This window comes from Blastomonas natatoria (assembly GCF_003201955.1).
GTDB lineage: Bacteria > Pseudomonadota > Alphaproteobacteria > Sphingomonadales > Sphingomonadaceae > Blastomonas > Blastomonas natatoria.
Genome location: NZ_QJJM01000012.1, coordinates 76,548 through 101,166, shown reverse-complemented (window position 1 = coordinate 101,166; position 24,619 = coordinate 76,548). Strand labels below are relative to the sequence as shown.

Here is a 24,619-nt window from a genome sequence, read left to right as displayed (position 1 = left end):
ATCGTCAGAGGTCGATCTCGCCGGTGAAGACATGGGTGGCGGGCCCCGCCATCCGGACCGATCCACCGGGCTGCCAGTCGATGGTGAGCATGCCGCCGGGCAGATGCACCGCAACCGGGCCGGTGACCAGCTTGCGCCGGATCGCGGCGACTGCGGTGGCACAGGCGCCCGTGCCGCACGCGAGCGTCAGTCCCGCGCCGCGCTCCCAGACGCGCAGGTGCAGGCCGTCCTCGGCCAGATGCGCGACATTGACATTGACGCGCTCCGGGAAGAGCGGGTCATTCTCGATCAGCGGCCCCAGCCGGTCGAGCGGGACTGCGTGCGTATCGGGTACAAAGAAGATCACATGCGGATTGCCCATGCTGACGGCGGCGGGATCAGTCAGATCCTCCCAGCCCACGGGCATGGTGAGCGTGTCCATCGGATAGGCGAGGGGGATCGCATCCCAGTCTAGCCCGGGCAGACCCATGTCGATGCTGACCTCGCCATCGCCCAGTTGCCCTTGCAACAGCCCTGCGCCCGTTTCGATCACCACATCGCGCCCCGCCAGCGCGACTACGCAGCGGGTGGCATTGCCACAGGCGCTGACCTCGCCACCATCCTGGTTGAAGATCTGCATCGCGAAATCGGCCTTGGCCGACGGGCGCATCACGACCAGCTGATCGCAGCCGATGCCGCGATGGCGATCGGCCAGCGCGCGCGCCTGCTCGCCGGTCAGGGCAAGGTCATGATTCCGGGCATCGAAAATGACGAAGTCATTGCCCAGACCGTGCATCTTGTGAAAGCGGTGTTGCGCCATGGCGGCGCTTTAGACGCTGGGGAGGCGCTTGTTAAGCGCTATCACTCGCCGCGTGCGGCGCGCAGCTGCGGCTCGGTGAGCGGCTCTGCATCGTCCTGCGGCACCGGCTGCGGCGTCCAGCCCAGGCCCAGCATGTTGCGTTCGGCGAGCAGGCGGCGGGCCTGTTCGATCGAGAGCGGCTGGCCGAAATGGAAGCCCTGACCCTTGGCGCAGCCGATCTCCGCGAGATGCGCGATCAGTTCGCCATCCTCGATCCCTTCGGCAGTGATCGGCAGGCCCATCGACTCGCCGAGCAGAGCGATGGTCTGCACGATGGCGCGGCTTTCCTTGCTTTCGTTCATCGAGGTGACGAAGCTGCGATCGATCTTGATGCGGTCGAATGGCAGCGCGCGCAGATGCGCAAGCGAGCTGTAGCCGGTGCCGAAATCGTCGAGCGCGACGCGCACACCCTGGTTCTTCAGGCTGCCGATGATCGACTGGGCGAGGCCCATATTCTCGAACAGGCAGCTTTCGGTGATCTCGATTTCCAGACGGCTGGCAGGGAAGCCCGTCTCCACCAGCAGCTTGACGATCTTCTGCGCCAGCCAAGGGTCGCGCAGCTGCACCGGGGAGATATTGACCGATATGGTCAGGCTCTGGTCCCAGCCGCGTGCATCCTCCATCGCCTGGCGCATGACGCTGGCCGAAAGATCGCCGATCATGCCGGTATCCTCGGCGATGGGGATGAAGATCTCTGGAGAAATCTGGCCGAGCTCGGGCGAGTTCCAGCGCGCAAGAACCTCGAAACCGATCAGCATGCCGGTGTTGAGATCGATCTGCTGCTCGTAATACGGCACGAACTCGCCCCGGCTGATGCCGATGCGCATGCCCGATTCGATCTTGTTGCGGAACTGGACCTCGTTTTCCATGCGCGGGTCGAACCAGCAATAGCGGTTCCGGCCGTGTTTCTTGCTGGCGTACATCGCAATGTCGGCGCGGCGCATCAGCACGTCCAGGCTGTTCTCGCACTGGTCGGCGCGCGCGATGCCGATCGAGGCTGTTACCGTCAGTTCGGCGGTCCCGCTGCTGGCCGGGCCGGTAATCGGCTTGCTGACCTGCTCGATCAGGTCTTCTGCCACTCGCTGCACGGTTTCCGGGAAATCGGCGTCGAAGATGAAGGTGCAGGCGAACTCGTCGCCGCCCAGCCGCGCGACATGACTGTTGGGCGGCATAGTGGCCTTCAACCGCTGGGCAACCTCGACCAGCACCTTGTCGCCTGCATCATGACCCTGGATGTCGTTGATATTCTTGAAGTTATCCAGGTCTATCATCAGATAGGCCACGGTCATGTCGCGTCGCGCCGCTTGCGCGATCAGGTTCGCGCTCGCCTCGCCGATGGCCCTGCGGTTGAGGCATCCGGTCAGCGGGTCGGTGACGGCCAGCGTCTTGGCCTGCTCCTCGGCGTATTTGTGATGCGCGATCTCGCGGTGCAATTCGCCATAGCGGCGCCAGCCGAAGATGATCAGCGCGATGTTGAGCAGCAGCGCGGTCACGGCGATATTGTCGGGCGAAACTTCCTGCCCGTAGATCCGGCCCAGGGCATCGGGGAGCACACTCCCTGCCGATCCGACGAACATCACGATGGCCGCCGTCATGATGCCGCCAACGACGAAATCGCGGCTGCGGGTGACGCGGCCACTCAGCGTGTCGGTACGGCTGCTGCCGGTATTGGCGGAGGCATCCTGCTGCACATTCATTCCCCTCAACCGGAATGAGGCATCCGGCCGAATGGGGGAAGACTAAGCAAGGAGCGTTAAAAGAGTGTTTACACCGAAACCGCCATTCTGGTGGAATGTCCTGCATTTCTGCGGACTGCGATGGTAAACAGCGCATTAACGTGTCTTTCTGCCTATCGGGAGAAGTGTTGTGCCCAGCTTGACGCTTGCCAACCGGCTGCCCCTGCGCTAAGGGCGCCGGAGCTTCATGGGCAGGATCTGCGCATGGGGCACCCAGTTGAGCCGCTTATACCGCAGTGTCGGTCCATGCGCGCGCCGGTCGGCGAGGTTTCGCCCACCGGCGATTTTTGCGTTTGGTATTCAGGTTTGAAGGGTGTCCTTGATCGGATCGTGCCGGGCAGCCATGTGGGCGGACAGAAGGAGAAGCGGATATGTTCGATAATCTGACTGATCGCCTTGGCGGCGTGTTCGACCGGCTGCGCGGTCGCGGTGCGCTGAAGGAAGAAGATGTCCGCGCCGCGATGCGCGAAGTCCGCATCGCGCTGCTCGAGGCGGACGTTGCTCTTCCGGTCGTCCGCGATTTCATCAACACCGTCACCGAACAGGCTGTCGGCCAGGCGGTGCTCAAGTCGGTCGCGCCCGGCCAGCAGGTCGTCAAGATCGTCAACGACGCGTTGACCGAGATGCTGGGCTCCGAAGCGAGCGACCTCGACCTTGCCGTTGCGCCGCCCGCCGTCATCATGATGGTCGGCCTGCAGGGTTCGGGCAAGACCACCAGCACCGCCAAGATCGCCAAGCTGCTGAAGGAAAAACACGGCAAGAAGGTGATGATGGCCTCGCTCGACGTGCAGCGTCCAGCCGCGCAGGAGCAGCTCAAGGTTCTGGGCGAGCAGGTCAATGTCGCCACGCTGCCGATCGTCGCCGGCCAGATGCCGGTCGATATTGCGCGGCGTGCGCTGCAATCGGCCAAGCTGCAGTCGTTCGACGTTGTGATGCTCGATACTGCAGGCCGTCTGCATGTCGATCAGCAGCTGATGGACGAGATGAAGGCGGTCGCCGCCGAGGCTACCCCGAAGGAAATCCTGCTCGTCGTCGACTCGCTGACCGGTCAGGACGCGGTCAATGTCGCGCAGAACTTCTCCGATCAGGTCCCGCTGACCGGCGTGGTGCTCACCCGCATGGACGGCGATGCGCGTGGCGGTGCGGCGCTTTCGATGCGCGCGGTCACCGGCCGTCCGATCAAGTTCGTCGGCATGGGCGAGAAGATGGACGCGATCGAGCCGTTCCATCCAGGCCGTGTCGCGGGCCGCATCCTCGGCATGGGCGATGTCGTCAGCCTGGTCGAGAAGGCCGCGGCGACGGTCGAGAAGGAAGATGCCGACAAGCTCGCGGCCAAGATGGCCAAGGGTCAGTTCGACATGAACGACCTGCGCACCCAGCTCAGGCAGATGACCAAGATGGGCGGTCTGGGCGCGCTGGCTGGCATGATGCCGGGCATGAAAAAGGCCAAGGCTGCAATGCAGGCGAGCGGCATCGAGGACAAGGTGCTGGTGCACATGGATGCGATCATCGGATCTATGACGCCCAAGGAGCGCGAGAAGCCCGGCCTGCTCAACGCCAAGCGCAAGATTCGCATCGCGAAGGGATCGGGTACCACCGTGCAGGAAGTCAACCGGGTGATCAAGATGCACCAGGAGATGGAAGGCGCGATGAAGAAGATCCGCAAGATGGGCGGATTGAAGGGGCTCGCCGCCATGTTTGGCGGCGGTGGCGGCGGAGATGGCGGCATGGGCGGCCTTGGCGGTGGCAAGATGCCGACCGAGGACGACATTGCTGGGCTGCTCGGCGGCGGAGGTGGCAAGGGCATTGCAGGAGGGCTTCCCGGCCTTCCCGGCGGGCTCCCCCCCGGTTTTCAGAATTTCAACAAGAAGAAGTGATTTCGTTTTTTTCAAATTTATCAGAAAGGTAAGGTCTACAATGTCGATTTCCATGCGTCTGTCGCGCGGCGGTTCCAAGAAGCGCCCCTATTACAAGATCGTCGTCGCCAACAGCCGCGCGCCCCGCGACGGCAAGTATCTTGAGCAGATCGGCACCTACAACCCGCTGCTCGCCAAGGATTCGGGCGAGCGCGTGAAGATCAACGAAGAGCGCGCCAAGCACTGGCTTTCGGTCGGCGCACAGCCCACCGATCGCGTGGCCCGCTTCCTCGACGCCGCCGGCCTCAAGGAGCGCAAGGCAACCGTGAACCCCAAGAAGGGCGAGCCGGGCGAAAAGGCCAAGGAACGCGCCGAGGAAAAGGCTGCGAAGATCGCTGAAGCCGAAGAAGCCGCCAAGGCCGCTGCCGAAGCGCCTGCTGCTGAAGAAGCACCGGCTGAAGAAGCTGCTGCCGAACAGGCCGAAGGCTGATCGACTGAGCCGGAGTGGTCCTCTTCGACCACTCCGGCTCCGGTTCTGCGATGGCTGACCGCCCCATCACCCTGGCCGTGATCGTCGGCGCGCATGGCGTGACCGGCGAGGTGCGCGTGAAGCTGTTCGGCTCGGGGCTCGATGCGCTCAAGGCGCACAAGAGCTTCAACAACGGCGCGCTGACGCTCAAGTCGCTGCGTCCGCAAAAGGACCTCGGCATCGCGCGCTTTGCCGAGATAACCGACCGCAACGCGGCAGAGGCCGCGCGCGGCACCGAACTCACCGTTCCCCGCTCCGCGCTTCCGCCCTTGGGCGAGGGCGAATATTATCATGCCGACCTGATCGGACTGCCTGTGGTGTCGGAAAGCGGCACCGCGCTCGGCACCGTTCGCGCGGTCGAGAATTTCGGTGCGGGCGATGTGCTCGATATAGTGGGCGAAGACGGCAAGAGCTTCATGGTGCCGGTCAACGTCGGCGAAATCACCGATGCCAGCGTGATCATTGACCCCGTCTGGGCTGAATAGTATATACATCGCGTATATACAGGAGGCTCTGATGGGCAAGGAATACCGCGCAAAGAGCTTCAAGTCGGGCAATTCCGTCGCCATTCGCATGCCTGCCGCGCTGGGCATCGAGCCGGACCGCGAATGGACCATCGTCGAGAAGGACGGTGAATTTCTGGTCCGGGCAGTGGGCGAGCAAAGGCGCAAGTTCAACATCGACAAGGTGGCGGGCTCTGCCACCAGCCTGAAACGCATCAAGCCAGAGGACCGGGCTATTGAAGCCAGGCCGCTGCGTTGGGATTTGCTGGACGGCGGCAATGAAGCATGAAGTATCTGCTCGACAGCAATATCATCATCCTTTTGACCATGAACGCTGATGCAGGCGTCGTTGCGCGCGCGGCAGAATGCTTTGAAGGCGATCTGGTGACATCAGCCGTGGCAATCGGGGAAGTGGCGCTCGGATCGGTGCGCGGAAAGCCGCCCGCTTTTGCGCAACTGCAGGCATTTCTGGAGGAGGTACCGGTGTTGCCGTTCGATTTTTTTGCGGCACGCGCCTATGCGACGCTTCCGTTCAAGCGCCGCAGCTTCGACCGGCTTATCGCGGCACAGGCACTTGCGCTGGACGTCGTCCTCGTCACGGATAATGAAAAGGACTTCGCCGACATTCCCGGCCTGAAGGTCGAGAACTGGACCCTATGACCTTCGCCGCCCAAGTCCTCACACTCTATCCCGAGATGTTCCCCGGGCCGCTCGGCCACAGCCTCGCCGGGCGGGCGCTGGCAGAGGGGCGATGGTCGCTCGATGCCATCCAGATCCGCGATTTTGCGACCGACAGGCACCGCAGCGTCGATGATACGCCAGCGGGCGGCGGGGCGGGGATGGTGCTGCGCGCCGATGTGCTCGCTTCGGCGGTCGATCATGCGCTGGAGCGGTCGCCGGATGCGCCCATTATCGCAATGACGCCGCGCGGAGTTCCGTTGACGCAGCAACGCGTGCGTCAGCTCGCAGCAGGGCCGGGGGTCACGATTCTCTGCGGTCGCTTCGAGGGATTCGACCAGCGCTTGTTCGAGGCGCGGCCGATCGAGGAAATTTCGATCGGCGATTACGTGCTTTCGGGCGGAGAAACCGGGGCTCTGGTGCTGCTTGACGCTTGCGTTCGGCTGTTGCCCGATGTAATGGGCGCGTCTTCCAGCGGAGACGAAGAATCGTTCGAGAACGGTTTGCTCGAATATCCGCACTACACCCGACCTCAAATCTGGGAAGGGCGTGCGATCCCCGAAGTGCTGCGATCGGGGGATCACGCGAAAATCCGGGCCTGGCGTGAAGCACAGGCTGCGGAGATCACACGGCTAAGGCGGCCGGATCTTTGGGAGCGCCATGGGGGCACTCCGGATCGGTCGCCCTCTGGTGCGCGGCGAAAGACATAGGACAGGTCATATGAACCTCATCCAGACGCTCGAAGCGGAAGCTATCGAGGAATTCAAGTCGAAGAAGTCCATCCCCGATTTCCGGGCTGGCGATACCGTTCGCGTCGGCGTGCGCGTGGTCGAAGGCGACCGCACCCGCGTCCAGAACTATGAAGGCGTGTGCATTGCACGCTCGAACCGGGGCCTGGGCTCCAACTTCACCGTGCGCAAGATCTCGTTCGGTGAGGGCGTCGAGCGCGTGTTCCCGCTCTACTCGCCGAACATCGATTCGATCACCGTCGTCCGTCGCGGTGTCGTGCGTCGTGCGAAGCTCTATTATCTGCGTGGCCTGACCGGCAAACGCGCGCGTATTGCCGAGCGCCGGGACAACCGTCCGGCGAAGGACAGCGCCGAAAGCTGAAATTCCGGGGTTCATCCCCAGAAACAGGAAGAGGGGCGGTCCGGTCGGATCGCCCCTTTTTCTTTGCCTCGCGTCAGCACAGAAGGGCCTCAGGCGAAAGCATGCTGCCCGATGACGTGCTGACGGGAACGAAAACTGCGTGAAACCCTTTTCGCGCGAAACGATATGCAAGGTGAAGCCTCGTCCGGCTTACTCGCGGCTTGTATTGCGGGGGGTAAGCGGCTAGGCGCGCCGGGCATTGCACTGGAGGACAGATCAAGTGGGTTATCGTGTTGCCGTTGTCGGCGCGACCGGAAATGTCGGTCGCGAAATGCTCGCCATCCTGGCGGAGCGCGAGTTTCCGATTGCCGAGATTGCGGCCGTTGCCTCGCCGCGTTCCACGGGCTCGATGATCGAGTTCGGCGAAACCGGCAAGATGCTCAAGGTCCAGAATATCGAGCATTTCGATTTCACCGGCTGGGATATCGCGCTGTTTGCCGCGGGCTCGGCCGCTACCAAGATCTACGCGCCCAAGGCTGCCTCGCAGGGCTGTGTGGTCATCGACAACTCGTCGCTCTATCGCATGGAGCCTGACGTTCCGCTGATCGTGCCCGAAGTGAACCCCGATGCGATCGACGGTTATACGCAGCGCAACATCATCGCCAATCCCAATTGCTCTACCGCACAGCTCGTCGTCGCACTGAAGCCGCTGCATGATGCCGCGACGATCAAGCGCGTTGTCGTCGCCACCTATCAGTCGGTGTCGGGCGCCGGCAAGGAAGGCATGGACGAACTGTTCGAGCAGTCGCGCAACATCTTTGTCGGCGACAGCGCCGAGCCCAAGAAGTTCACCAAGCAGATCGCCTTCAACATCATCCCGCATATCGACGTATTCCTGGACGATGGTTCGACCAAGGAAGAGTGGAAGATGGTGGTCGAGACCAAGAAGATCCTCGACCCCAAGATCAAGCTGACCGCAACCTGCGTGCGCGTGCCGGTGTTCGTCGGCCATTCCGAAGCGGTGAACATCGAGTTCGAGAACGAGCTGTCCGCCGAGGATGCCCAGAAGATCCTGCGCGAGGCCCCGGGCATCATGCTGGTCGACAAGCGCGAGGACGGCGGATACGTCACCCCGGTCGAATGCGTCGGCGATGGCGCGACCTATATCAGCCGCGTCCGCGACGACAGCACGGTCGAGAATGGCATCTCCCTGTGGTGCGTGTCGGACAACCTGCGCAAGGGGGCTGCGCTCAACGCCGTGCAGATCGCCGAGCTGCTCGGCCGGCGCCACCTCAAAAAGGGCTGATCTTGCCGCGATGATAGCATTTTGCTATCATCGCGGGCATGGGACAGGTCTTGATCCGGAAGATTAGCGACGAAACGCTGAAAAGCTATCGTGCCCTCGCGCGTGAGCGGGGCACTTCGCTCGAGGCGGAGCTGCGCGACATCATCGAGGCGCACCGCCCATTGATCAAGAAGCCCGCCGCACAATTGCGGCAGATGTCGGAAAAGGCACTGGCACTCAGGCCGCCGGGTGCCCCCTTGGGCAGCGACAGCACCCTCATCGTTCGCGAGGATCGCGATACCCAACACGGCAAATGGGTCGATGACGCTGGTCGTTGACGCAAGCGTGGCTGTAAAGTGGCTCGTCCGCGAGCATGATACCTCGGCGGCGCGGCAGCTATTCGAAATCCCTGATCCGCTAATTGCGCCCGATTGGTTGATGGTGGAAGCGGCCAGCACGCTGTGGCGCAAGGTCAAGCAATCGGAATTGGCAGAGATTCATGCCGAGCAGCATCTGAAGGAACTGCCTGAATTCTTCAGTCAAATGCTGCCGTCCTCAGAACTGGTCAGCGGTGCGTTGGCTATCGCGTTCCACTTGCGCCACCCGATCTACGATTGCCTGTATATAGAGATGGCCCGTCGAATGGCTTGCAAGATGGTCACCGCAGACAAGGAATTGCTGAAACGCGTTGCCCGGTCGGACTATGCACAATTGGTCGTCGATCTTTCCGACTATGCTTGACCCGGCAAAGCAAGATGCGTCGGCTCATTCCCCGATATGCACTGGCAAGCCGCCCATGTTCGCGGGGCGGCGCAGCAGGAGCAGCAGCGGGATCGCGCACAGGTTGATGAGCATCATTGCGTGGAAATCGTCGATATAGGCGATCATTGCAGCCTGGCGGTTGACCTCGCCATTGATCGCCATCATCGTCGCATCGCCCAGCGAGCCAAACTTCTCGATCGTTCCGGAGTCGATCGCGGAGAGCGTGCTGTCGGTGATATGCGCGGCAAGATCACCATGGCTGACCTGGATGTTGCGGCTGAGCAGGGCGGTCATGCCTGCGATGCCGATCGACGCGCCGATGCTCCGCGACAGGTTCAGCAGGCTGGCGCCGTCGGTGCGGTGGCGCGGCTGCAGCGTCGAGAAGGCCGTCATGTTCAAGGGTATGAACACCAGCCCCATGCCCAGGCCCTGGACGAGACCGGCAACCACCATCGGCTGCCAGCTCATCTCCAGCGACCAGCCGGTCATCATGTAGAGCGAGTAGGTCGTGATGATGGCCCCGGTAACCATCAGGTAACGCGGGTCGATCCTCGTCACCAGGCGACCTGCAATCGCCATCGACACGAGGATGCCGAAGCCGCGCGGGGCGAGCAGCAGGCCGGTGTCGAGCACGGTATAGCCGAACAGCTGCTGCAGCATCGGCGGCAGCAAGGCCATGCTCGCAAACATCACCATGCCGACGACGAGCATGAACAGCAGCGCAGCGGCCATGTTGGGATTGCCCAGCAGCGTGCGGTCGAACAGCGGCTGCCTGCCCCAGAGCATATGCAAGGCAAACATCCACAGACAGGCGATGGCGATCGCGCCCTCGATCAGGATTTCGGTGCTGCTGAGCCAGTCGAGCTGTGTACCGCGGTCGAGCATCACCTGCATGCTGGCGAGGCCGAGTGCCAGCATCGAGAAGCCGAACAGATCGAACCGGCGATCGGTCTTCGGGCGGCTGGGCAGCAGCCACAGCATCAGGATGACGGTAACGATGCCCAAGGGCACGTTGATCAGGAACACCCAGCGCCAGTTGTAGTTCTCGGTCAGCCAGCCGCCGATCACCGGGCCCATGATCGGTCCGACCATGATGCCCATGCCCCATAAAGCCATGGCCTTTGCCTGCTTGCTGGGCGGATTGATGTCCATCAGCACGGTCTGCGACAGCGGGCCGATGAACGCCGCGCTGATCCCCTGAAAGGCGCGGAACAGCACCATTTCGCCTAGGCTCGTCGCGGCGCCACAGAGCAGCGAGGAAAGCGTGAAGGCGATGACCGCCCAGATGAAGAGGTTGCGCGATCCGATCCGTTCGGCCAGCCAGCCGGTGATCGGGATCGCGATCGCCGAAGCGACAAGATAGCTGGTCAGCGCCCAGGTCACCGTTTCCGATGTCGCGCCCAGGCTCGATTCCATGTGCGGCAGCGCGACATTGGCTATGGTGGTGTCGAGGATCTGCATGATCGACGCCATCATCACCGCCAGCGTCAAAAGGCCGTGATGCCTGACCGGCAGCGTCGCGACATCGCCCGGTGCAGCAGGCGACGGCTCGGTGCGTGATGCGGGGGCAGGTGCGGCTCGGCTGGCCATCGCCGGTTACTTGCGCTTGCCGGTATCGACGGTGACCTCGGCGGAAAGCCCCGCGATCAGGCGACGGTCGGCGGGCTTGTCGAGCCGGATGCGCACCGGCACGCGCTGCGTCACCTTGACCCAGTTGCCGGTCGCGTTCTGCGCGGGCAGCACCGAAAATTCCGCGCCGGTGCCTGCGCCGATGCTCTCGACCCGGCCGGTGAGCTTGAGGTCGGGATAGGCATCGAGTGTTACCTCGGCTGCCTGGCCAACGCGCATATGGTCGAGATCGGTTTCCTTGAAATTCGCCTCGATCCAGCTGCGGTCATCGACCACCAGCGTCAGCGCGGGCAGACCGACGACCATTGCCTGACCCTTTTGCAGCCGATCGGCCTGGACGACGCGGCCGCTCACCGGCGCGCGGACGACGGTGCGGGCAAGGTTCAGCGCAGCGGTCTCGCGGCGCACGCGCGCCTGCGCAATCGCGGGATTGACGCCAGGCACTGCGCTGCCGGTCGCGAGCTTTGCACGGGCATCGGCGGCATCGGCCTGCGCCGCGCGCAGCTGTTCGCGCGCCATCTGGACGCGGCGCTCGGCCTCGTCGAGCCGCGCCTTGGTGGTGAAACCGCGCGCCATCAGTGCCTGCTGGCGCTCCAGATCGATCCTGGCATAGTCGATCGCATCCTGCGCCGCTGCAATGCCCACCCCGGTCGAGCGCGCCTCGCTGGCGAGCGTCGCGACCGATACCTCGGCTCCGGCGATATCGGCGTCGGCCTGACGCACCGCCAGCTCATAGGGCTCAGGATCGATGCGGAAGAGCACGTCGCCCGCTTTCACCGCCATGTTCTCGGCTGCGCGCACATCAATGATCGGGCCGCCGACCTCGGACGTCACGGCGACCTTGTCCTGCTGGACATAGGCATTGTCGGTCGAGACATAGCGCCCGCCCGAAAGCCAGTAATAGCCGCCCGCCACCGCCAGCGCGAGCGGGACCGAAACCATCACCACCCGCTTCAGCCACTTGCGGGGAGCCTTTTCAGATGGCTGCTGCGCAACCGGCGAAGGGGCGGCGGCACCCGAAGGGGAATCGACTTCCACCATATCCTCGCTCACCGATATGCGTTCGTCGCGGTCAAGCATCGACGGCCTCCTTGCGCGAAAGATTGGCGCGGACACGCTCTACCAGCCCGGCGAGCACGTGGCGCTCGTCTTGGCTGAGACCGGCAAAGGCATGATCCTCGACTCGCCTGGCCTCGGCTTCCAGCTGGCGGATCAGCCCGTCGGTCTTGTCGGTGAGATACAGGTTCCAGGCGCGCCGGTCATTGGGGTCGGGCTTGCGGCAGACCATGCCGCTATCGGCCAGCCGGTCGATCATGCGCGACAGGGTAATCGGCTCGACCTCGAGCAGATCGGCCAGCTCGCTCTGCCGCATGCCCGGTTCGCGGTTCAGCCGCGCGACCGTGCGCCATTGCAGGCTGGTCATCCCCAGATCGCGCAACATGCCATCAAGCGTCCGGCGATAGAGCCGGGCAGTATCGTTGAGGAGAAATCCGATCGAGTCTGTCATGGCATGCGATATAATAGCATATGACATTATATGGAAGTGCACTGAGCACAATTCCGATTGCACAAAACGCCATGTTTTGGCAGTCTGTGTGACATGACACTCACAGCCGATATATTCTGGTCGTTCCGCTCCCCCTACAGCTATCTGGCGATGCGTCGCTATCGCGCGATGGAAGAGCAATATGACCTGACGCTCAATCTGCGCCCGGTATATCCACTCGCAGTGCGCGAGCCGACATTTTTCGAGCGCAATCATCCCGGCTGGCTGCGCTACACGCTGACCGACGTGTTTCGCCTGTCGCAATATCTGGAAATTCCCTTCTTCCCGCCCAATCCCGATCCGATCGTGCAGGACATGGCCACGCGGACGATTGCGGCGGAACAGCCCTATATCTATCGCATCACCCGCATGGGCCAGGCCGCAGCGCGCATGGGCAAGAGCCTGGCGTTCTGCGACGAGGTGTCGCAGCTCATCTGGGGCGGCACCGCCGGCTGGCACGAGGGCGATCACCTGAAGCATGCAGCCGAACGCGCGGGGCTGGACCTCGCCGAACTCGACGCGATCGCGGTTGCCGAAGCCGAGGCGCTCGACGCCGAACTCGCCGCCAACCAGCAGGCGCTCGAAATGGCAGGGCACTGGGGCGTGCCGACATTGGTGTTCCAGGGCGAACCCTTTTTCGGCCAGGACCGCATCGGACTTGCCATCTGGCGCATGGAGCAGGCAGGCCTTAAAGAGCGGGGATGACCGCAACCATTCCCAGCATCACCACCACCCGCATACGCTCCTTCGACGGCACCCCGTTGGCCGTGCACGAAACCGGCGAGGGCAGGCCGCTGCTGCTGCTGCATGGACTGTTCTCCAGCGCGGAGACCAACTGGATCAAGTTCGGGCACGCGGCGCGGCTGGCGGCAGCGGGCTATCGCGTCGTCATGCCCGATCTGCGCGCGCACGGGCAGAGTGCGGCACCGCATGATCCGGCGGCTTATCCGCATGACGTGCTGGTCGATGATGCGCTGTCGTTGATCGACACGCTGGGGCTCGACGATTTCGATCTGGGCGGATTTTCACTCGGCGCGCGCACCACGGCGAAGCTGCTGGCGGCGGGCGTGACGCCGGGCAAGGCGATCCTTGCGGGCATGGGCTGGCAAGGGCTGACCGGCTGGACGCGGCGGCGCGATTTTTTCGTCACCGCGATCGACCGGCGCGACGAGGTGAAGCGCGGCGACCCGCATTTCATGGCGGTTGCCTTCATGAAGACGCAGGGGATCGATCCGGTCGCGGCCCGGCTGCTGCTCGACAGCTTCGGCGTGGTCGATACCGATGCGCTGGTTGCCCGTGATGTGCCGGTGCTGGTGGTCTGCGGCGCGGACGACCAGGACAACGGTTCCGCACCCGAACTCGCGCGCCAGCTCAAGAACGCGACCTATCGCGAGATCAAGGGCACGCACATGTCGAGCGTGCTCGAACCGGCGCTGGCCGAAGAAATGGTTTCATTTCTGACCACTTGACGCTGCCGCGCCGGGGTTCCATCGTCCGTCGCGAATTGCCGTTCGCACAAGGACCTCGCTCATGAAATCGTTCAAATCGCTTGCATCCGTGATCGCGCTGTCGGTTGCGACTGTCGCTGCCCCGGCCTTTGCCGAAGAGGTGGCCCCGCAGGCCGCTGCGGCCAAGCCGACCGCCGCCGATGCCGAGGCCTTTGTCGCGGCGGCGGAGAAGGAGGGCTTCGATTACACGGTCTCGGCAAGCCGGGTGTTCTGGATCAACTCGACCTATCTGACCGACGATACCAATGCGCTCGCCGCCGAAGTCGGCGCCAAGGGCACCGAGATGCAGGTACGCTTCGCGCTCGAGGCGGCCAAGTATAACGACGTTCCGGGCCTCAGCGAAGAGACGCGGCGCAAGCTCGACAAGCTGCGCGGCGGCATCGTGCTGCCTGCGCCGACCACCGAGGGTGCGGCGGCCGAACTCAACACCATCGCGACCGAGCTTCAGTCGATCTACGGCAAGGGCAAGGGAACGCTCGACGGCAAGCCGGTCAGCGGATCGGATATCGAGGCGGCGATGGGCGATGTCCGCGATCCGGCAAAGCTCAAGGAAATGTGGGTGAGCTGGCACGACAATGTCGGCGCGCCGATGAAGGACGATTATGCGCGCATGGTCGAGATCGCCAACCAGGGTGCGCGCGAGCTGGGCTTCAGGAATGTGGGGGCCATGTGGCGCGGCCAGTATGACATGAGCGCGGACGAGTTCGCCGCGCTCACCGAGAAGCTGTGGCAGCAGGTCAAGCCGCTCTATGACGACCTGCATTGCTACACCCGCACCAAGCTGAACGAGAAATATGGCGATGCGGTGCAGCCGAAGACTGGCCCGATCCGCGCCGACCTGCTCGGCAACATGTGGGCGCAGGAATGGGGCAATATCTATGATGTCGTGGCGCCGGCGGGCGCGGGCGATATCGGCTATGACGTGACCGAACTGCTCAAGGCGAAGAATTACGATCCGCTAAAGATGGTGAAGACCGGCGAGGGCTTCTTTTCGTCACTGGGCTTTGCGCCGCTGCCGGAGACGTTCTGGCAGCGCTCGCAATTCGTGAAGCCGCAGGACCGCGAGGTCGTGTGCCATGCCTCGGCCTGGGACATCGACAACATGGACGATATCCGCATCAAGATGTGCATCAAGGTGAATGCCGACGATTTCACCACGATCCATCACGAACTGGGGCACAATTATTACCAGCGCGCCTATAACCAGCAGGATCCGCTGCATCTCGATGGCGCGAACGATGGCTTCCACGAGGCGATCGGCGACATGGTCGCGCTCTCGATCACACCCGATTATCTGGTCGAGATCGGCCTGCTCGACAAGGCGAAGGTGCCGGGTGCGGACAAGGATCTGGGCCTGTTGCTGCGCCAGGGCATGGACAAGCTTGCCTTCCTGCCGTTCGGCCTGCTGGTCGATCGCTGGCGCTGGGGCGTGTTCGACGGCAGCATCAAGCCCACCGGCTACAACGACGCCTGGACGGCGCTGCGTCTGCAATATCAGGGCATCGTGCCGCCCGCCGATCGACCGGATGATGCCTTCGACCCCGGCGCGAAATACCACATCCCGGGCAACACGCCTTATACCCGCTATTTCCTGGCGCGCATCCTGCAGTTCCAGTTCTACAAGGCAGCGTGCGACATTGCGGGATGGAAGGGGCCGCTCCATCGCTGCAGCTTCTATGGCAACAAGGAAGTGGGCAACCGGCTGAACGCGATGCTTGAAATGGGCGCGTCAAAGCCCTGGCCCGATGCACTCGAGGCGTTCACCGGATCGCGTGAAATGGACGGAACGGCGCTGGTCGAATATTTCGCGCCGCTGCAGACGTGGCTCAAGGAAGAAAATAAGGGCAAGCAATGCGGTTGGTGACCGCATCGCCTGCCCCTGAAGTTGGCTTCTTCCACTAGATTTGGGGCCTGCCCTCCGGAAGCGGGGGGCGCCTCTGTCTGGAACACAGGCCCCGAGGCTCCGCGCCTGAGGGAATCGAGCGCGGCTCCTGACTCCGAGACGATCAGTGAACGTTGTAGGCCGTTCCGGCAGCGCCCGTGGTTGAGGGCACGACATTCTGATCGACATAATCGCTATTCTCGTCGGGCGTCGTCGCGGCCGCGTTCTTGTTGCGACGCGACACGGCAATGGCTGCAGCAATCAGCGCGATGCCGCCTGCCGCGAGACCAAGCGCGAGCGCGGGATGGGCCCGGGCCTGCTGGGCCGCATAGCGGCTGTTCTCGCTGACCTTGCCGGACAGTTCGCGTGCAACCACCGCCAGACGCTCGCTCGCATCGTGCGCCAGTTCGTCGGCCTTGTCGCGCAGCGGGCCAACTTCGGTCGTCAGCGACTTGGCATTTTCGGTGATGATCGCGGCTGCAGCCGACGCATTGCGCTTGACCAGATCCGAGGCGATCCTTGCATTCTCCGCGATCACTTCGCCGGCCAGTCTTGCTGTCTCGCTCGCCTTGGAGCGCAGCTCGTCACGATTGTCGTTGACCGAGGCGAACGCGCTGGAAGCTTCGCTGCGGGCACGCTCTGCCAGATTGAGGGCATCGGCCTTGATGCGTTCGGCGGCGTTCTTGATGGCGTCACTCATGGTGATCTCCTTTGATATCGATCGGGCAGGTGCGAACCTCCCGACATCGCAACCAATACGCCATGCCCTGCGCTTTGTTCCGCGCCGTTCGGTGTCCGGATCAAATCTTTCGACCAACGGACACGAAAATGGCCACCGGATCGCTCCGGTGGCCATGTCTTTTTGCGGATGATCTGTCTGGCCCGGATCAGGCCGCCGGCTCAAGCACCGGCCTGGCTTTTTTTGGCCCGTCTCCTGGCCAGGTGCCTTCGCCATCGGCCGAATCCTGCATCTTCTGATAGGGCGATGCATAGCGCTCGCGCAGGTCCTGCCATTCCATCACCATGCTGCCGCCAGTTGCCTTGTGCTGCTTCTCCCATGCACCCAGCATGTCGAGACAGGCATGGTCGATATGGTCCAGATGCTCGACATGCACATGCACCTCGCGACCCGGCTTCACGGTTTCCAGCACGCCGGCAAGACGCGGGATGGAAAAGAAGGTCGCCGACCCGTGCAGGAACACGTCGGTACGGCCCGCCATCTCGTCATCCTCCAGATCGACCCGGACATGGGTGAAGGTATAGACCACCTTGGCCGTTGCCAGCACGAAGCCGATGATCACGCCGGTCAGCAGGTCGAACACCACGATGCCGCCCAGCGTGGTAAAATAGATCGCCAGTTCGACACGGCCGTAGGAGGCGATCTTCTTGATCTGCGCGATGTTGACCAGCTTGTAGCCCGTATAGACCAGGATTGCAGCCAGCGCGGCGGTCGGGATCAACGCGAGCAGCCAGGGCAGGGCGACGACCGTAGCCAGGATCCACACGCCGTGCATGATCGCCGACATGCGCGACTTGGCGCCCGCCTGCACATTGGCAGAGGAGCGCACGATCACGCCGGTCATCGGCAGCGCGCCGACCGCGCCGCACAGCATGTTGCCGATGCCCTGAGCGCGCAGTTCCTTGTCATACTTGGTGCGCGGACCGGTGTGCATCTGATCGACGGCTGTGGCGCACAGCAGCGTTTCTGCGCTGGCAACAAAGGCGAAAACCACGCCAAGCAGCAGGATTTCCATCGTCAGGCCGCGCTGCAGCGCTTCCATGGTCGGGATGTTGAGCGAGGCGACGATATTGTCGGGCACGGTGACGCGCTTGATATCGAACCCGGCAAAGGCCGCGACCAGAGTGCCGACAATCACCGCGATCAGCGGGGCAGGGACCATGGCCAGCTGCTTGGGCTTGAACTGGTTCCAGATCAGGATCGCCGCGATCGTGGCAACGCCCGTGATCGCCGCGAGGTGATGGCTGTCCATGGCCATCGGGAAGATTGCCTTGTAGATCGCCTCGGGGATCGACAGCAGGTTCTGGATGCCGCTGCCGCGCGGGCTGTCGTCGATCATCACATGGAATTGCGACCCGAGGATCAGCACGCCGATGCCGGCCAGCATGCCGTGGATCACCGAGGGGGAGATGGCGCGGAACCATTGACCGAGCCGTGCTATGCCCGCGATCAGCTGGAGCGCGCCGGCAATCAGTCCGACCACTCCCATCATGATCAGGCCCTGTTCCTGGACCAGCTGATAGCACAGAACCGCAAGGCCCGCAGCAGGGCCACTGACCTGCAGCGGCGATCCCGCCAGAGTGCCGACGACCAGACCGCCGATAATGCCAGTGATCAGACCAAGAGCGGGCGGCGCGCCCGATGCGATGGCGACGCCAAGGCAGAGCGGGAGCGCCACCAGAAACACGACGACCGAAGCGAGCAGGTCCTGGGGCCAGCTCCGCTTCATCGTCTCGAATTCACCCATCTGGGCGGTTGCTGCAGTCATGACCAGTGTCCTTGAATGAGGCGTTTCAGGCTTCCGATCAGGCGGCGCACTGGTGCTTTTCGAGCGCCAGGGCTGCCATTTCGCTGGCATAATGCTCGTGCACCGGATTGAACTTGCCTGTCGCCTCGTCATAGGCGGTCACGTCACCGGTCTTGATGTCATAGACCCAGCCGTGCAGCTGAAGATCGCCCATCGCGAGCCGCACTGCGACGGAAGGGTGCGTCTTGAGATGGTTGAGCTGCAGGATGACGTTCTGTTCGAGCAGCATCTTCATCTTCGCATCATCGTCCAGATCGGCGCCCAGATGCTTGACCACCTCGACTGCCGCACGCGAATAGCCCAGCCATTCGCGGACATGCGGCAGGCTGTCGAGACCTTCGGGGTTCATCGCGCCCTTCATCGCACCGCATTCGGTATGGCCACAGACCACGATATGCGGGACCTTGAGCGCGGCGACCGCGAACTCGATCGACGCGGTCATGCCGCCGGTCTGCTGGGTGTGCGGGGGCACGATGTTGCCGGCATTGCGGCAGATGAACAGCTCGCCCGGCTCGGTCTGGGTGATCATCGCGGTTTCGATGCGCGAATCCGAGCAGGTGATGAACAGGGCTTCGGGTGACTGGCCCTTGGCCAGACTTTCGAACAGCTCCTGCTTTTCGGGAAAGACTTCGGTCTGGAAGCGGACGACGCCGGCGGCGAAATGAGGCATGGGGATGCTCCTTGTTGAGGCTTAAGGGGTGGTGTGTTCACGACCAGAGTTCGCGCACCTCGCGCAAATCTCCGGCCAGGGCCGCAGGGGCACGGGCCTCGACAAAGGCGAGCCCGTCGGTGATCCAGCCGGCGATCTGCGGCTGGGCCAGGCGATAGAGATGCTGCCGGCCGTTGCGCCGTTCCTCCACCATGCGCGCGGTGCGCAACAGGCTGAGATGCTGGGAAAGGCGGGTGGGCGGCAGGTTCAGCTTTTCCGCCAGCGTGCTGACATCGCACTCGCCGGTGCGAAGCTCCTCGATCAGGCGAATCCGGTCGGGATGCGCGATCAGCTTGAAGACCTCGGCCAGTTCACGAGCGACAGGGACACGGTGCGGCATGCCATCGATTATGGCTATCCGCTAAACTAGGTCAATACATACCTGCAAATATATGCAGATGTTACGGTAACGAATGGGCAGAAAGCGCAAGGGCCACAATGGGTTGAGACTTGCTCGCCCATGTGGCCCTTTGGAGTTGGCGATGTTGCCGAGCAGTGCCGGTTAGCGGAACGGCGGTTCGTTGAACGCGCGCAGCTTGCGGCTGTGCAGGCTGTTGCTTTCCCCGCGCAGCATCTCGCAGGTGCGGATGCCGATCTGCATGTGTGCGGCGATGGCCTCCTCGTAGAAGCGATTCGCCTGGCCGGGGAGCTTCAACTCGCCGTGCAGCGGCTTGTCCGAAACGCATAGCAGAGTCCCGTAAGGCACACGGAAGCGATAGCCTTGTGCCGCGATCGTTGCGCTTTCCATGTCGATCGCGACCGCGCGCGATTGCGAGAAGCGCAGCGCGCTGGTCGAATAGCGTAGTTCCCAGTTGCGGTCGTCGGTGGTGACGACGGTGCCGGTGCGCATCCGCCGCTTGAGGTCCGCACCACTGGTGCCCGAGATTTCTTCGGCGGCCCCTGCGAGTGCCTGCTGGATCTCGGCGATTGGCGGGATGGGGATTTCGGGCGGCAGCACCTCGTCCATGATATGGTCGTCTCGAAGATACGCATGGGCCAGCACATAGTCGCCGATCCGCTGGGTCGGACGCAGGCCGCCACAATGGCCGATCATCAGCCACACCTCGGGGCGCAGCACGGCAAGGTGATCGGTAATCGTCTTGGCATTCGAGGGGCCGACGCCGATATTGACCAGCGTGATCCCGCCGAAATCGGGCGCAATCAGATGATAGGCAGGCATCTGATGCCGGCGCCAGGCGCTGTCCGCAACCAGCTGGCTGGGGTCTGCCCCGGGCTCGTCGGTATAGAGGCCGCCCGCGCCCGACAGCGCGGTATAATGGCCCTTTCCGATCTGGCTGCAGGCCCAGCCAACGAATTCATCGACATAGCGGTGATAGTTGGTGAACAGGATGAAGCGCTGGACATGCTCGGGTGGGGTGCCGGTATAGTGCCGCAGCCGCGCCAGCGAGAAATCGGTGCGCAGTCCGTCGAACAGCGACAAGGGCCTTTCGCCGCCATAGCCGAAAGACAGGAACCCGTCGGCAATCTCGTCGCCGATATCGGCGAGCTCGGTAGTCGGGAAATAGCGCGCCAGTTCGAGCGGTGTGATACCGCCCAGCTCCGGTCCCGAAATCCCGTCGAGGACATAGGGGAAGGGGATCTCCTGATCGCTCGCTCCCACCGACATGGTCACATCGTAATTTTCGCTGAGCAGGGTGAGCTGTTCGGTCAGATAGTCCGCGAACATGCGCGGCCGGGTGACCGTGGTTGTGTAGACCCCCTGTGCATTCAGGCGACCGAAGGACAGGCCGGGCGCGGGGCCGCGCTCATGGCCGTCATATTCGATGCGCAGGCAGGGATAGCTGAACGCTCCGTTCGCGCGCAGCGCCGGATCGGGCGGCGTGCCGTGTTCGACAAAGGCGCGGATCGCGGTCTGGAGAGTATGGACCGACTGCTCGTAATGGTCGGCAAGCTGGGAGATGATGGTTTCGATAGTGCTCATGTTAAGCTCTTAACGACTCTGGATGTCACTGTCATTACCGTTGTAAGCCGCTGCCGAGCACCTGATTCCAGGTGGTTGCAACCCGGCGCGCGCACCGCTTATGATGCCGCCGGCGATCAGGAACATCAGGAAATGGAGCGATGACATTGAAAACGCTGCGGCCAAGCGCCCTTTTGCGGACCGCAGGCGCCATCGCCCTGCTGCTCCTCGCCCCTGCCGTGCCCGTCCTGGCGCAGGAGAATGCGGATGACCGGACCGAGGTCAATGCCTTTACACCGGCCAGCGTCCGCGAAATCCTGTCACCGTTCGGCAACTCGGTGACAATCGCCGATCGCCAGACTCCCGAAGGCCGGCCCTATGTCGAGGCCAGTTTCGGCCAGCTCAAGGTCAACATGTTCTTCACCGCCTGCCCACCGAGCCAGCCGAACCAGTGTCAGGGGCTGTATCTGCTCGCCTTCTGGCCCAAGCCTGCGGAGCGCAATGCCCAGAATCTTGCGGGTGCTGCCGCCGATTTCAACCGGATGTACGAGTTCAGCAAGGCTGGCGTCTCGGTCGCGGGCGAGCCGTTCGTCGCTCGCTATCTGATCAGCGATTTCGGGGTGAAGCGCGGCACGCTGCGCCGCGAAGTGACCAATTTCGTGGTGCTGGCCCAGCGGTTCAACCAGGAAGTGGTGAACCCGCCAGCGCAGTGACCGTGCTGATCCACAGCTGACATTGCGCTCCCTGGTCAGGGAGGGGAGCCTGGATGTGCGCCATGCGTGAACAAAGCTGCCCCTGAACATAAAAGGGCCGGGCTCCATTGCTGGAACCCGGCCCTTTTGTTGAACCGTGATCGTCCGATCAGGCGGCGGCGTCTTCGCCTTCGCCTTCTTCGGGCTCGTCAACCGGGATGGTGCCCGGCTCGGCATTGGGGTCGAACTTTTCGACGAAGCCGGCAGGCGCCTGGTCTTCCTCGAACATCTGCGCCATCACGTCGACACCGGCCTTCTGCAGCTCGGCTTCGTCGTCGCTGCGGGCGACGTTGACGGTCACGCTGACCGACACTTCCGGGTGCAGCGCGATCTTGACCGGGAACACGCCCAGCGTCTTGATCGGGCGCTCCAGGATGATCATCGCCTTGGTGACATTGGCGCCATCGGCGTTCAGCGCGTCGGCGATGTCGCGGACCGACACCGAACCGTACAGCTGGCCGCTGTTCGACGACGCGCGGATCAGAACGACCTGCATGCCATCGACCGACTCGGCGCGCTTGGCAGCTTCGTCGCGCTTGGCGAGGTTTTCGGCCTCGATGCGCTCGCGATTGGCTTCAAACACCTTGCGGTTGGCTTCGTTGGCGCGCAGCGCCTTCTTGTTGGGCAACAGGAAGTTGCGGGCATAGCCGTCCTTGACGGTGACGACGTCACCGATCGAACCCAGCTTCTCGATCCGTTCGAGCAAAATGATCTGCATGTCCCTTGCTCCTTACTTCACGATGTACGGCAGCAGGCCGATATGGCGAGCGCGCTTGATGGCCTTGGACAGCTCGCGCTGCTTCTTGCCGGAAACCGCGGTGATGCGGCTGGGGACGATCTTGCCACGTTCGGACATGAAGCCCTGAAGCAGGCGCACATCCTTGTAATCGATGGCGGGAGCGTTCTTGCCCGAAAACGGGCAGGACTTGCGGCGGCGGAAAAATGGGCGTGCCATGTGTCGTTATCCCTTTCTGTCTCAGGCTTCGCGGTCGCGGCGCGGGCGCCGTTCGCGGTCCTGCTTGCGCATCATCACCGACGGGCCGCTTTCCAGCTCGTCGACGCGCACGGTCAGGTAACGGATGATGTCTTCGTTGATCGAAGTCTGACGCTCCAGCTCGGCGACGACGCCGGCGGGGGCTTCGATGTTCAGCAGAACGAAGTGCGCCTTGCGGTTCTTCTGAATCTTGTAGGCGAGGTTGCGCAGACCCCAGGTCTCGGTCTTGGTGACCTTGCCCTCGTTCTGTTCGACAATCTCGGTTGCGGTCTGGGCCAGCGCGTCCACCTGGGCCTGGGACAGGTCCTGGCGCGCCAGAAACACATGCTCGTACATCGGCATGTTGGCTTCCTTTACTCATCTGCCGATCGCTGATGTGCGCCCCATGCGACACACCCCTCCGGCTTTCTTCATGCCAGGGTCGAGGATCACTCGTCCGAAGGCAAGCGCGGGCTAATACCCAAAAGCCGGAAGAAAGCAAGCGTCGTGACGAGAAAAAGCGGCATGGCTGCGGATGCTCTTGACCTTGATGCCGCCTGGCCATCGTCACCCCCGCGCAGGCGGGCGGCCCGCTTCTGCGCGACGGTCATTGAAGGTAGCGGGATTCCCGCTTTAGCGGGAATGACGGAGGTGGAGTTCGGAAAACTGCGAGGTTTGACCCAGTGCAGCGTTAGTCGCCGTGATAGATCAGCACCTGGTTGCGCCCGGTGTTCTTGGCTTCGTACAGCGCGGCATCTGCATTGCGCAGCACCTGGCGGTTGGCCTCGCCGGGAATGAAGGGCGCAACCCCGGCAGAGAAGGTGATACGGCCGATCGGCTGGCCGTTTTCCTTGTTGATCAGCGAACGGTCCGCCAGATCCTCGCGCACTGCGTCGATCTGCTTCTTCGCTTCGGCGGTCGTGGTGTTTTCCAGCACGATAACGAATTCCTCACCGCCGTGCCGGGCGAGATGGCAATTGCCGCGGGTGAAGCCGTCGAGCGTCTTGGCGACCAGCTGCAGCACGCGGTCGCCCGCCTCATGGCCGTGCGTGTCGTTGACCTGCTTGAAATGGTCGATATCGATGAACGCGACCGACAGCGGCTCGAACCGCTCCTTGGCGCGGATCGTCGCCGCAGAGAATTGCTGCTCGAACGCCCAGCGGTTGGGAAGGCCGGTCAGCTGGTCGCGCTGCGCCTTGTCGTTCGCCTCGTCGAGGCGGCTGCGCATCTGGCTGAGCTTCTTGGTGCTTTCATCGAGGCTCTCGCTCGCCTTCTTGGTCGACTGCATCATCTGCGTCGTGATCTTGAGCAGCGCCTTGAACTGCGCCTCGATCGGCATGTCAGCCTGTTCGGCCGGGTCCAGATCGCGCATCCAGTCGAGCCGGGTTTGCAGCGCCTCGGCATAAGCCATGCTTTCCTTGCCGCTCTTGCTCAGGGTCTTGAACCCTCCGGCGAGCAACGCTTCGCTTTCGGCAACCAGGCTGTTGAGGTCCTGAACCTTCATCTGGCCTTCGCACTCGTCGAGTATCTCGGCAACCATCTCCGACGACAGCCGGCCGTTGGTGTCGAGCTTGCGGTCCACCGCAGAGCGCAGCGTGTTGTTGCCGCCGTTCAGATATTCCCAGGCCAGCTTGTAATTGTCCGGCACGGGATCGAGCTGAACCTGCTCGAGAAACGAGAAAACCTTGAGATACTGCTGCTTCTTGATGTTCTCGAAGATGGTCTCCCGTCTCGGAGCCTCCTCTTCGAGCTTGCCCTGACCTGCCAGGATCGACGCGGCGAGTTTCATCCGGTCCCTGAGATTGCCGCGTTGTGCCTGGAGTTCTGCCATCGGTTGACCCAATCGTGCTTAATTGATCGTTCATCAGGCTTAACGA

General features: G+C 63.0%; 28 protein-coding genes. 14 read left to right on the top strand and 14 right to left on the bottom strand.

The features are described 5' to 3' along the window. Positions 1 to 4: 4 nt before the first annotated feature. Both dapF and C7451_RS15070 read right to left on the bottom strand, forming a co-directional pair. Positions 5 to 799, bottom strand: a complete 795-nt coding sequence (dapF, locus tag C7451_RS15075; protein WP_110299787.1) for a diaminopimelate epimerase — start codon at positions 797 to 799, stop codon at positions 5 to 7. Positions 800 to 840: 41 nt separating this feature from the next. After that, entirely contained in the window at positions 841 to 2,535 is a 1,695-nt protein-coding gene (locus tag C7451_RS15070) for a putative bifunctional diguanylate cyclase/phosphodiesterase (protein ID WP_110299786.1), read from the bottom strand. Between the two features lie 410 nt (positions 2,536 to 2,945). On the opposite strand from C7451_RS15070, the gene ffh reads away from it, so the two are divergent. From ffh to C7451_RS15020, 10 genes are all read left to right on the top strand, one after another. After that, the gene (ffh, locus tag C7451_RS15065) at positions 2,946 to 4,451 is read left to right on the top strand and encodes a signal recognition particle protein (protein ID WP_110299785.1); all 1,506 of its coding nucleotides are present in this window, start codon (positions 2,946 to 2,948) and stop codon (positions 4,449 to 4,451) included. A gap of 40 nt (positions 4,452 to 4,491) precedes the next feature. Continuing rightward, entirely contained in the window at positions 4,492 to 4,920 is a 429-nt protein-coding gene (gene rpsP, locus C7451_RS15060) for a 30S ribosomal protein S16 (RefSeq protein ID WP_110299784.1), read from the top strand. Positions 4,921 to 4,970: 50 nt separating this feature from the next. After that, positions 4,971 to 5,444, top strand: a complete 474-nt coding sequence (gene rimM / locus C7451_RS15055; protein ID WP_110299783.1) for a ribosome maturation factor RimM — start codon at positions 4,971 to 4,973, stop codon at positions 5,442 to 5,444. A gap of 31 nt (positions 5,445 to 5,475) precedes the next feature. Then, positions 5,476 to 5,751: a hypothetical protein gene (locus C7451_RS15050; RefSeq protein ID WP_110299782.1), complete on the top strand. Its 276-nt coding sequence runs from the start codon at positions 5,476 to 5,478 to the stop codon at positions 5,749 to 5,751. Then, positions 5,748 to 6,122 (top strand): type II toxin-antitoxin system VapC family toxin, encoded by a 375-nt coding sequence (locus C7451_RS15045; RefSeq protein WP_110299781.1) that lies wholly within the window; start codon positions 5,748 to 5,750, stop codon positions 6,120 to 6,122. Before C7451_RS15050 ends, C7451_RS15045 begins: the two co-directional genes overlap by 4 nt. Next, on the top strand, positions 6,119 to 6,850 hold the full coding sequence (gene trmD, locus C7451_RS15040; RefSeq protein WP_110299780.1) for a tRNA (guanosine(37)-N1)-methyltransferase TrmD: 732 nt from the start codon (positions 6,119 to 6,121) through the stop codon (positions 6,848 to 6,850). The genes C7451_RS15045 and trmD overlap by 4 nt, the downstream gene beginning before the upstream one ends. A gap of 10 nt (positions 6,851 to 6,860) precedes the next feature. Next, positions 6,861 to 7,250, top strand: a complete 390-nt coding sequence (gene rplS, locus C7451_RS15035) for a 50S ribosomal protein L19 (RefSeq protein WP_110299779.1) — start codon at positions 6,861 to 6,863, stop codon at positions 7,248 to 7,250. 259 nt (positions 7,251 to 7,509) lie between these two features. Beyond that, positions 7,510 to 8,535, top strand: a complete 1,026-nt coding sequence (locus C7451_RS15030; protein WP_023836467.1) for an aspartate-semialdehyde dehydrogenase — start codon at positions 7,510 to 7,512, stop codon at positions 8,533 to 8,535. 50 nt (positions 8,536 to 8,585) lie between these two features. Continuing rightward, positions 8,586 to 8,852 carry a FitA-like ribbon-helix-helix domain-containing protein gene (locus tag C7451_RS15025; RefSeq protein WP_146215386.1) on the top strand — a complete coding sequence of 89 codons (267 nt, stop codon included), beginning with the start codon at positions 8,586 to 8,588 and terminating at the stop codon, positions 8,850 to 8,852. Then, positions 8,836 to 9,255, top strand: a complete 420-nt coding sequence (locus C7451_RS15020) for a type II toxin-antitoxin system VapC family toxin (protein WP_110299777.1) — start codon at positions 8,836 to 8,838, stop codon at positions 9,253 to 9,255. The genes C7451_RS15025 and C7451_RS15020 overlap by 17 nt, the downstream gene beginning before the upstream one ends. A 24-nt stretch (positions 9,256 to 9,279) precedes the next feature. Here C7451_RS15020 and C7451_RS15015 read toward each other — a convergent pair whose 3' ends face one another. From C7451_RS15015 to C7451_RS15005, 3 genes are read right to left on the bottom strand one after another with little or no spacing between them, the layout of a single operon-like run. Then, positions 9,280 to 10,866 carry a DHA2 family efflux MFS transporter permease subunit gene (locus tag C7451_RS15015; RefSeq protein ID WP_167398569.1) on the bottom strand — a complete coding sequence of 529 codons (1,587 nt, stop codon included), beginning with the start codon at positions 10,864 to 10,866 and terminating at the stop codon, positions 9,280 to 9,282. 6 nt (positions 10,867 to 10,872) lie between these two features. Further along, on the bottom strand, positions 10,873 to 11,985 hold the full coding sequence (locus C7451_RS15010) for an HlyD family secretion protein (protein ID WP_110299776.1): 1,113 nt from the start codon (positions 11,983 to 11,985) through the stop codon (positions 10,873 to 10,875). Then, positions 11,978 to 12,412 (bottom strand): MarR family winged helix-turn-helix transcriptional regulator, encoded by a 435-nt coding sequence (locus C7451_RS15005; RefSeq protein WP_110299775.1) that lies wholly within the window; start codon positions 12,410 to 12,412, stop codon positions 11,978 to 11,980. The genes C7451_RS15010 and C7451_RS15005 overlap by 8 nt, the downstream gene beginning before the upstream one ends. A gap of 93 nt (positions 12,413 to 12,505) precedes the next feature. On the opposite strand from C7451_RS15005, the gene C7451_RS15000 reads away from it, so the two are divergent. The 3 genes from C7451_RS15000 (at position 12,506) to C7451_RS14990 (ending at position 15,823) form a co-directional block, all read left to right on the top strand. After that, a complete protein-coding gene (locus C7451_RS15000; RefSeq protein ID WP_110299774.1) occupies positions 12,506 to 13,156 on the top strand; it encodes a 2-hydroxychromene-2-carboxylate isomerase in 651 nt (216 codons plus the stop codon). Beyond that, the gene (locus tag C7451_RS14995; protein ID WP_110299773.1) at positions 13,153 to 13,920 is read left to right on the top strand and encodes an alpha/beta fold hydrolase; all 768 of its coding nucleotides are present in this window, start codon (positions 13,153 to 13,155) and stop codon (positions 13,918 to 13,920) included. Before C7451_RS15000 ends, C7451_RS14995 begins: the two co-directional genes overlap by 4 nt. A gap of 61 nt (positions 13,921 to 13,981) precedes the next feature. Further along, on the top strand, positions 13,982 to 15,823 hold the full coding sequence (locus tag C7451_RS14990; RefSeq protein ID WP_110299772.1) for a M2 family metallopeptidase: 1,842 nt from the start codon (positions 13,982 to 13,984) through the stop codon (positions 15,821 to 15,823). A gap of 142 nt (positions 15,824 to 15,965) precedes the next feature. Here the strand turns inward: C7451_RS14990 and C7451_RS14985 are convergent, their stop codons facing one another. The 5 genes from C7451_RS14985 to C7451_RS14965 form a co-directional block, all read right to left on the bottom strand. Beyond that, a complete protein-coding gene (locus C7451_RS14985; protein ID WP_110299771.1) occupies positions 15,966 to 16,541 on the bottom strand; it encodes a hypothetical protein in 576 nt (191 codons plus the stop codon). A 187-nt stretch (positions 16,542 to 16,728) separates the two neighbouring features. Continuing rightward, positions 16,729 to 18,348 (bottom strand): SulP family inorganic anion transporter, encoded by a 1,620-nt coding sequence (locus C7451_RS14980; protein ID WP_244181939.1) that lies wholly within the window; start codon positions 18,346 to 18,348, stop codon positions 16,729 to 16,731. A 37-nt stretch (positions 18,349 to 18,385) separates the two neighbouring features. Beyond that, positions 18,386 to 19,057 carry a carbonic anhydrase gene (locus C7451_RS14975; RefSeq protein ID WP_110299770.1) on the bottom strand — a complete coding sequence of 224 codons (672 nt, stop codon included), beginning with the start codon at positions 19,055 to 19,057 and terminating at the stop codon, positions 18,386 to 18,388. A gap of 37 nt (positions 19,058 to 19,094) precedes the next feature. Next, positions 19,095 to 19,436, bottom strand: coding sequence for an ArsR/SmtB family transcription factor (locus C7451_RS14970; RefSeq protein ID WP_110299769.1), 342 nt, complete (start codon positions 19,434 to 19,436; stop codon positions 19,095 to 19,097). Between the two features lie 162 nt (positions 19,437 to 19,598). Then, positions 19,599 to 21,038: an AMP nucleosidase gene (locus C7451_RS14965; RefSeq protein ID WP_110299768.1), complete on the bottom strand. Its 1,440-nt coding sequence runs from the start codon at positions 21,036 to 21,038 to the stop codon at positions 19,599 to 19,601. Between the two features lie 140 nt (positions 21,039 to 21,178). Here C7451_RS14965 and C7451_RS14960 point away from each other — a divergent pair, with 140 nt between their 5' ends. Further along, a complete protein-coding gene (locus C7451_RS14960) occupies positions 21,179 to 21,730 on the top strand; it encodes a YbjN domain-containing protein (RefSeq protein WP_110299767.1) in 552 nt (183 codons plus the stop codon). Between the two features lie 148 nt (positions 21,731 to 21,878). On the opposite strand, the gene rplI is transcribed toward C7451_RS14960, so the two are convergent. The 4 genes from rplI to C7451_RS14940 all read right to left on the bottom strand — a co-directional run bounded on the left by rplI (position 21,879) and on the right by C7451_RS14940 (position 24,573). Next, entirely contained in the window at positions 21,879 to 22,487 is a 609-nt protein-coding gene (gene rplI / locus C7451_RS14955) for a 50S ribosomal protein L9 (protein ID WP_023836481.1), read from the bottom strand. 12 nt (positions 22,488 to 22,499) lie between these two features. After that, on the bottom strand, positions 22,500 to 22,724 hold the full coding sequence (gene rpsR / locus C7451_RS14950) for a 30S ribosomal protein S18 (protein ID WP_023836482.1): 225 nt from the start codon (positions 22,722 to 22,724) through the stop codon (positions 22,500 to 22,502). A 21-nt stretch (positions 22,725 to 22,745) separates the two neighbouring features. Further along, positions 22,746 to 23,105, bottom strand: a complete 360-nt coding sequence (rpsF, locus tag C7451_RS14945) for a 30S ribosomal protein S6 (protein WP_023836483.1) — start codon at positions 23,103 to 23,105, stop codon at positions 22,746 to 22,748. Positions 23,106 to 23,433: 328 nt separating this feature from the next. Further along, the gene (locus C7451_RS14940) at positions 23,434 to 24,573 is read right to left on the bottom strand and encodes a GGDEF domain-containing protein (RefSeq protein WP_110299766.1); all 1,140 of its coding nucleotides are present in this window, start codon (positions 24,571 to 24,573) and stop codon (positions 23,434 to 23,436) included. Positions 24,574 to 24,619: the final 46 nt, after the last annotated feature.